This is a genomic window from Paraburkholderia sp. BCC1885 (genome assembly GCF_900996235.1).
In the GTDB taxonomy this organism is placed as follows: Bacteria; Pseudomonadota; Gammaproteobacteria; order Burkholderiales; family Burkholderiaceae; genus Paraburkholderia.
Genome location: NZ_CAAJGM010000077.1, coordinates 171,476 through 178,567 on the forward strand (window position 1 = coordinate 171,476; position 7,092 = coordinate 178,567).

Sequence of the window (7,092 nt, forward strand, 5' to 3'; positions counted from 1 at the left end):
TTCGATGATACCCGTACTACGCTGCCCGGTTCATTACGGCTTTGTCATCTACGGGCAATCTTGACGCAAACGCGGCCTCTCTAGACTGCGGTCATTGCATCTCTCAGGCGCCGCTTTCATCATGTGGATCGTCAAAGTCGCTCTTCGCCGCCCGTACACGTTTATCGTGCTGGCACTGCTGCTTGTGATCATCGGTCCTCTCATGATCATGCGTACGCCCGTCGACATTTTCCCGAACATCGACATCCCGGTGATCAGCGTGGTCTGGAGCTACAGCGGAATGTCGTCGGAGGACATGGCGCACCGGATCGTCTCGCCTTATGAACGCGCGTTGACCTCGGACGTCGGCGATATCGAGCACATCGAATCACAGTCGCTCAACGGTGTGGCGGTTATCAAGGTGTTCTTTCATCCCGGCGCGGATATCACGCGGGCCATGACCGAGGCTTCGACGAGCGCGCAGTCGCTGCTGCGCATCCTGCCGCCCGGCACGCTGCCGCCGATGGTATTGACCTATAACGCCTCGACGGTGCCGATCATGGAACTCGCGTTGTCGAGCCAGACGTTGCCCGAACAGACGCTTTATGACCTCGGCAACAACTTCATCCGCACTCAACTGGCGACCGTCGAAGGCGCCGCCGTGCCGATTCCGTATGGGGGCAAGGTGCGGCAGATCATGGTCGACATCGACCAGCAGGCGCTGCAGGCCAAACATCTGACGCCGTCGGACGTGGTAAACGCGGTCAACGCGCAAAACCTGGTGTTGCCGGGCGGCTCGGCCAAGATCGGCACCTTCGAATACAACGTCAACATGAATGGCGCGGCGCGTTCCGTGGCGGAACTGAACGCCTTGCCGATCCGCGCCCAACCCGACGGCACGGTGACCTATGTGCATGACGTTGCCACCGTGCGCGACGGCTATGCGCCGCAGACCAACATCGTGCGCCATGACGGGCAGCGCGCCGCCTTGCTCGAAGTGGAAAAGAGCGGCAACGTCTCGACGCTCGACATCATTGCCAACATCAAGCGTCTGTTGCCGCGAATCCGCTCGCAGATGCCGACCGCGCTCGATATCCAGACCGTCACCGACCAGTCGATCTTCGTCAAGTCCGCGGTCCAGGGCGTGGTGCGCGAAGGCCTGATCGCCGCCGGCCTCACGGCAGTGATGATCCTGCTGTTTCTCGGCAGTTGGCGCGCCACGCTGATCATCGGTATTTCCATTCCGCTGGCGATGATTTCGTCGCTGATCGCCTTATCGCTGCTCGGTCAGACCATCAACATCATGACACTTGGCGGCCTCGCGCTCGCCGTGGGGATTCTGGTGGACGACGCAACCGTGGCGATCGAGAACATCACCCACCACCTGGAACAGGGGCAACCGCTGCTGCAGGCGATCCTCGATGGCTCGGGCGAGATCGCCGTGCCGACGCTGATTTCAACGCTGTCGATCTGCATTGTGTTCGTGCCGATGCTGTTGTTGTCCGGCGTGGCCCGTTATTTGTTTACGCCGCTGGCCGAAGCCGTCGTGTTCGCGATGCTGGCGTCGTATTTCCTCTCCCGCACGCTGGTGCCGACGCTGGCCATGTATCTGCTGCGCCATGCGCGGCCGGCGACAGAAGAGGGTAACCAACACGGCCGGCCGCAGAATCGCTTCGAGCGGTTTCAGAAGCGCTTCGAGGCCGGTTTCGACGGACTGCGGGAGCGCTATCAGCATGTGCTGGAACGGGCGCTCGCGGCGCCGCGGCGTTTCATGGCCGTCTTCCTGCTGGTGTGCATCGGCTCGCTCGCACTGGTGCCGTTGCTCGGCCGTGACTTCTTTCCGCAGATCGACTCCGGGCAGATACGCCTGCATATGCGCGCCAAAACCGGCACCCGTATCGAACAGACCGCACGTCTTGCCGATGAAATCGAGAACAGCATTCGCGCGGTCATTCCGGCCCGCGAACTGACCACCATCGTCGACAACATCGGGCTGCCGACCAGCGGCATCAATCTTTCGTACAGCAGCTCCGCGCCGATCGGCTCGGCCGACGCCGACATTCTGGTTACGCTGGACGCGAAGCATCAACCAACCGCGCAATACGTTGCGAAACTGCGGCCGATGCTCGATGCACGGTTCCCAGCCGTGACGTTCTCATTTCTGCCTGCCGATATGGTCAGTCAGATTCTGAACTTTGGGCTCCCGGCGCCTATCGACATTCAGGTGGTAGGTAACGACCTCGACGACAATCGGGCATTTGCCGATGCGCTGCTGACGAAGCTGCGCGGTGTGCAAGGGCTCGTCGACCTGCGTGTCCAGCAACCCGACGACGAACCAGCCATCGATGTCGACGTGGACCGTACCAAGGCGCTGCAAGCCGGCCTGCAACAACAGGACGTCGCGCGCAGCCTTCTGATTGCGCTTTCGGGTAGTTCGCAGACCTCACCGAATTTCTGGCTCAATCCACAGAATGGTGTGAGCTATCCGGTGATGACCCAGGCGCCGCAGTACGACATCGATTCTCTGCAGGCGCTCGCCAATATCCCGCTAGCCGCGACGTTCTCGCCCGGAACCGGCGGGTCGGGCAGCAATGCGGGCGGCGTAAACGGCATACTCGGTTCGCTGGGCACCTTCTCGCGCGCCACGCAGCAGGCGGTGGTTTCGCATTACAACGTGCAGCCGGTGATCGATATCTTCGGTTCTGTGCAGGGCCGCGACCTGGGCGGTGTGGCGACCGACGTGACGCGCATCGTCGACGCTTCCCGGGCAGCCTTGCCACGCGGTGCGCGTGTCGTCATTCGCGGCCAGGTGCAGACCATGCAGGGCTCATTCGACGGCCTTGCGCTTGGAATCGGCTTTGCGGTATTGCTCGTCTACCTGCTGATGGTCGTCAATTTTCAGTCGTGGCTCGATCCGCTCGTCATCATCGGCGGTCTGCCGGGTGCGATGGCCGGCATCGCGTGGATGCTGTTCATCACGCATACGACGCTCAGCGTGCCGGCGTTGACGGGCGCCATGATGTGCATCGGCGTGGCCACGGCTAACAGCATTCTCGTCGTCAACTTCGCCCGCGAGCGCCTTGCGCAGGGGATGGCGCCATTGCAGGCTGCGCTTGCGGCCGGCGTCGGACGCTTTCGGCCGGTATTGATGACGGCGCTCGCCATGGTGATCGGCATGGTGCCGATGGCCCTCGGTCTCGGCGACGGCGGCGAGCAGAACGCGCCGCTGGGCCGTGCGGTGATCGGCGGTCTCATGATCGGCACCCTCGCCACGTTGATGTTTCTGCCCGTGGTGTTTTCGGTGGTGCATGGATGGCTGGCGAAGCGGCGGCCCGGCGATGTACCACAGCCCGACCTCGCGATTCTGAAGTAATCCGCGCGACGCGTCGTCTTGTCCGCTATTCGATCTGATCTGCCTTGAACGGAGTATGCCGTATGCCCACTCAACATCCCGAGTCTGCGCCGGAAGTGCGAGACGTATCGCGCGTTGCGCACGCACCTACCGCGACGCGCGGGCCGGCCAGCAAGCTGCATGGGCGCGGCGCCCTGCGACTCGCGGCGATCGCAGCGGGGATAACGCTGGTGCTTGCCGCAGGCATCTGGCCGCGCGTGCAGGCGAACGCCGCGCTGCAACGGCAAACCGCAGCGCTTGCGATTCCCACCGTGCAGTTCACGCTGCCGACGATCGCACCGCCCGATCAGTCGCTCGTGTTACCCGCCGATATTGAAGCCAATCGGCAGACGCCGATTTTCGCGCGCACCAACGGCTATCTGAAGGCGTGGTATGCGGACATCGGCACGCATGTGAAAGCAGGGCAGTTGCTGGCCACGATCGACGCGCCTGAAGTGGATGCCGAACTGCGTCAGGCGCGCGCCGACGCGCAACAGGCGCAGGCGAACGAGCAACTGGCTAAGGTGACGGCCTCGCGCTGGCAGCAACTGGTGCAGACGCATGCGGTATCGCAGCAGGACACCGATATGAAACAAAGCGACGCGCAAGCCAAACTCGCGGCGCTGCTAGCGGCGCAGTCGAACGTGACGCGGCTGGCGCAAATGCAGTCGTACGAAAAGATTTACGCGCCTTTCGATGGTGTGATCACGACGCGTAATGTCGATGTCGGCGCGCTGATCGATGCCGGCAGCGCAGGGGGGCCCGCAAAAGAAATGTTCGACCTCGCGCAGACCAGCACCTTGCGTGTGTACGCCGATGTCCCGCAGGCTTACGTCGGCACTCCACTCGACGGTACGCCGGCGTGTCTTGTGGTCGCGCAATTGCCGGGCCGTTGCGAGACGGGGACGGTCGCGCGCAATAGCGGTGCGATCAATGCGGTGACGCGCACGCTGCGTATCGAAGTCGACGTCCCGAACGCCGATGGCGCCGTGCTGCCCGGATCGTTCGGCCAGGTGCGCATTGCCTTGCGCACCGCTGAACCGGGGTTGTCGCTGCCGGTGAATGCATTGCTCTATCGGCCGCAAGGGTTGCAGGTGGCCACGATCGACGCGCAACAGCATGTGCTGCTGAAAACCGTCAAGCCCGGCCGCGACTTTGGGACCCGGATTGAGATTGCTTCGGGTCTGGTTGCGAGTGATCGCGTCATTCTGAATCCCTCCGATTCGATTACCAACGGCGAGGCCGTGCGGATCTCAGACGCCGCGGCTGCGGGAAAAGCGGCACCGGCGGCCCGCAGCGCAGGAGGTGGTCATGAGGGGTGAAGCGCGTCCTCGCCGTATGCCGCTGCAGCGGTTTTGCCCGGTGCTGCTGGGCGTGATCTGCGTGACGAATCTGTTGGGCATGGCGGGTTGTTCGATTGGGCCGGACTATGTGCGGCCTCCGGTGAGCGTGCCCGCTGCCTATAAGGAAAGCGATACGTCCTCGACAAGCGCTGCCGTGCCGCTGTCGCCCGTAACGCCGGGATGGACCGGTGCCACGCCCGCCGACGCCGCGGCACGCGGCGCGTGGTGGACGCGCTTTAACGACGTGCAACTCAATTCGCTTGAAGCACGCGTGAGCGTTTCGAATCAGACCATCCAGAAAGCCGTCGCTCAACTGCAGGAGGCGCGCGCAATGGTCCAGTCCGCCCACGCTGCGTATCTGCCGACCGTTGGCGCAACGACCAGCGTGAGTCGCCTGCATGACTCGGCCAGCGTGATCGGCCATCAGGGGACAGCCGGCAAGTCTTTTGGTGACTATGCAGTAGCGCTTGACGCGAGCTGGGAACCGGACCTGTGGGGCAGAATCGCGCACGAGAACGACGCGGCACGCGCCGGTGCGCAGGCGAGCGCAGCCGACCTCGAGAGCATACGGCTCGGTGTGCATGCGGAACTGGCGGTCGACTACTTCAATCTACGTGGGCTCGATGCCTCGAAGCAGTTGCTCGATCAGACGATTATCGATTATCGGCAGACGCTCGCACTCACACAAAGCCGCCTCGCGGTGGGCGTCTCGTCGCAGGCGGATGTGAGCCAGGCCGAAACGCAACTGCGCGCCACCGAGGCCCAGGATATCGATCTTGGCGTGACTCGCGCGCAATACGAACACGCTATCGCCACGCTAACCGGCGAGCCGGCGTCGACGTTCAGTCTGCCACCGGTCACGGCTGGTTTCACGCCGCCTGCGATTCCCGTCGGATTGCCTTCGGAGTTATTGCAGCGCCGGCCCGATATCGCTGCCGCAGAGCGGCGCGTGGCGGCGGACAATGACCGGATCGGCATTGCGCAGGCCGCGTTCTTTCCCGATCTGGTGCTGTCGGCCACCGGCGGTGTCGAGAGTTCGACGTTGACGAACTGGCTCACCGCGCCGTCGCGCATGTGGGCGGTCGGTCCAGCTCTGGTAGGTACGCTGTTCGACGGCGGACGCCGCCAGGCATTGACGGAAAAGGCGCAAGCCCAATTCGACGCCAGTGCAGCCGACTATCGCGAAACCGTGTTGACGGCGTTTCAGGAAGTTGAGGACAACCTGGCATCGTTACGTATCCTGGGTCAGGAGGCTAGCAAGCAGAACGAAGCAGTGGCGGCGGCGAGGCAAACCGTGCAGCTTGAACTGCAGCAATACCGGATCGGAACGGCGGATTATCTGGAGGTGGTTAGCGCGCAGAGCACGGCCTTGGCGAACGAACGCATCGCTGTCGATCTCGAACGTCGTCAAATGGATGCAAGCGTGTTGCTCGTCAAAGCGCTAGGCGGCATCTGGTGATGGCACCTGGAACTTGCTGATGCAGGATTACGAAGTGCAAGCGCGATTGTCCTCATACTTTTGATGCTGTTATTTCGTTGAAAGAATATGGATTTTCTGCTTAAGGTTCCCATCAGATTTCGCCGCTACTATCGTGCGACAACGAGTGGACGTATGGATGTGCTTTGAAAGCTTGCGATTTGCAATGGTGAATCAGTAGCCACAAGGAAAATGAAAGCGTGTTCGATATTTCCGTCCACCTGTTTCGACGAGCTGCCCGATGAAACCAGCCACGATCACCATGCTACGAGCCTATCTTTTGACGGCCTCGCTTGCCGCTGCGGCGATACAGGTGGGTGTTCTGGCGTCGATTGGCTTTCTGGGTATTTCCGAAGACGTGTTTACATCCGCGACTTTTCGCCTTGCGGTGCTAGCCATCATTGCTTGCATCGTGCTGGTCGTCAAACGAATGGCTCGCGCTGCATTCGTTCGTGCGCTGTCTTACGACTATGCCGTCGTCACGGATGCGCCTTCCCGAAAGACGTCGGTTTCCCCTGTCTGTCCGGGCCGAGTGCTGGTCATTCTGCATCTCCTGCTTAATCGCAGACCGATCGAGTGGGTAGCGTGCTAGACCTTTTCGATGAATTCAGCGGCGACGGCACGGCCCCGTGTATCGACACGTTGTCGCGACTTCTCTCGTTCGAACACACGACAAATTAAAAAATAGCCGGAGCAACACACATGAAAACCTTATTTCTGCAGGCCCCATCGTATGACGGTTTCGATGGCGGCGCGGGTTCGCGCTATCAGGCGAAACGCGAGATCCGCTCCTTCTGGTATCCCACCTGGCTCGCGCAACCGGCGGCCCTGGTGCCGGAGAGCCGCGTGCTCGATGCGCCGGCGGATGGTTTGTCGGTGGACGCGGCGCTTGAAATTGCGCA

Annotated in this window: 4 protein-coding genes and 1 pseudogene; all 5 read left to right on the forward strand. The window is 62.0% G+C overall.

Annotation, left to right across the window (positions count from 1 at the left end):
• The first annotated feature begins 121 nt into the window (after positions 1-121).
• A complete protein-coding gene (locus tag FQ755_RS06800) occupies positions 122-3,352 on the forward strand; it encodes an efflux RND transporter permease subunit (RefSeq protein WP_144152422.1) in 3,231 nt (1,076 codons plus the stop codon).
• A gap of 62 nt (positions 3,353-3,414) precedes the next feature.
• Positions 3,415-4,692 (forward strand): efflux RND transporter periplasmic adaptor subunit, encoded by a 1,278-nt coding sequence (locus tag FQ755_RS06805; RefSeq protein ID WP_144152424.1) that lies wholly within the window; start codon positions 3,415-3,417, stop codon positions 4,690-4,692.
• Entirely contained in the window at positions 4,682-6,172 is a 1,491-nt protein-coding gene (locus tag FQ755_RS06810) for an efflux transporter outer membrane subunit (protein ID WP_260858365.1), read from the forward strand. Before FQ755_RS06805 ends, FQ755_RS06810 begins: the two co-directional genes overlap by 11 nt.
• A gap of 259 nt (positions 6,173-6,431) precedes the next feature.
• Positions 6,432-6,782: a hypothetical protein gene (locus FQ755_RS06815; RefSeq protein WP_144152426.1), complete on the forward strand. Its 351-nt coding sequence runs from the start codon at positions 6,432-6,434 to the stop codon at positions 6,780-6,782.
• Positions 6,783-6,892: 110 nt separating this feature from the next.
• A pseudogene (locus tag FQ755_RS06820) lies at positions 6,893-7,092 on the forward strand (hopanoid biosynthesis associated radical SAM protein HpnJ); the annotation flags it as partial.

Excerpts from the sequence above, each read along its gene's own strand:
- FQ755_RS06800 (WP_144152422.1), top strand. The coding sequence starts at position 122 with ATGTGGATCGTCAAAGTCGCTCTTCGCCGCCCGTACACGTTTATCGTG.
- FQ755_RS06805 (WP_144152424.1), top strand. The coding sequence starts at position 3,415 with ATGCCCACTCAACATCCCGAGTCTGCGCCGGAAGTGCGAGACGTATCG.
- FQ755_RS06810 (WP_260858365.1), top strand. The coding sequence starts at position 4,682 with ATGAGGGGTGAAGCGCGTCCTCGCCGTATGCCGCTGCAGCGGTTTTGC.
- FQ755_RS06815 (WP_144152426.1), top strand. The coding sequence starts at position 6,432 with ATGAAACCAGCCACGATCACCATGCTACGAGCCTATCTTTTGACGGCC.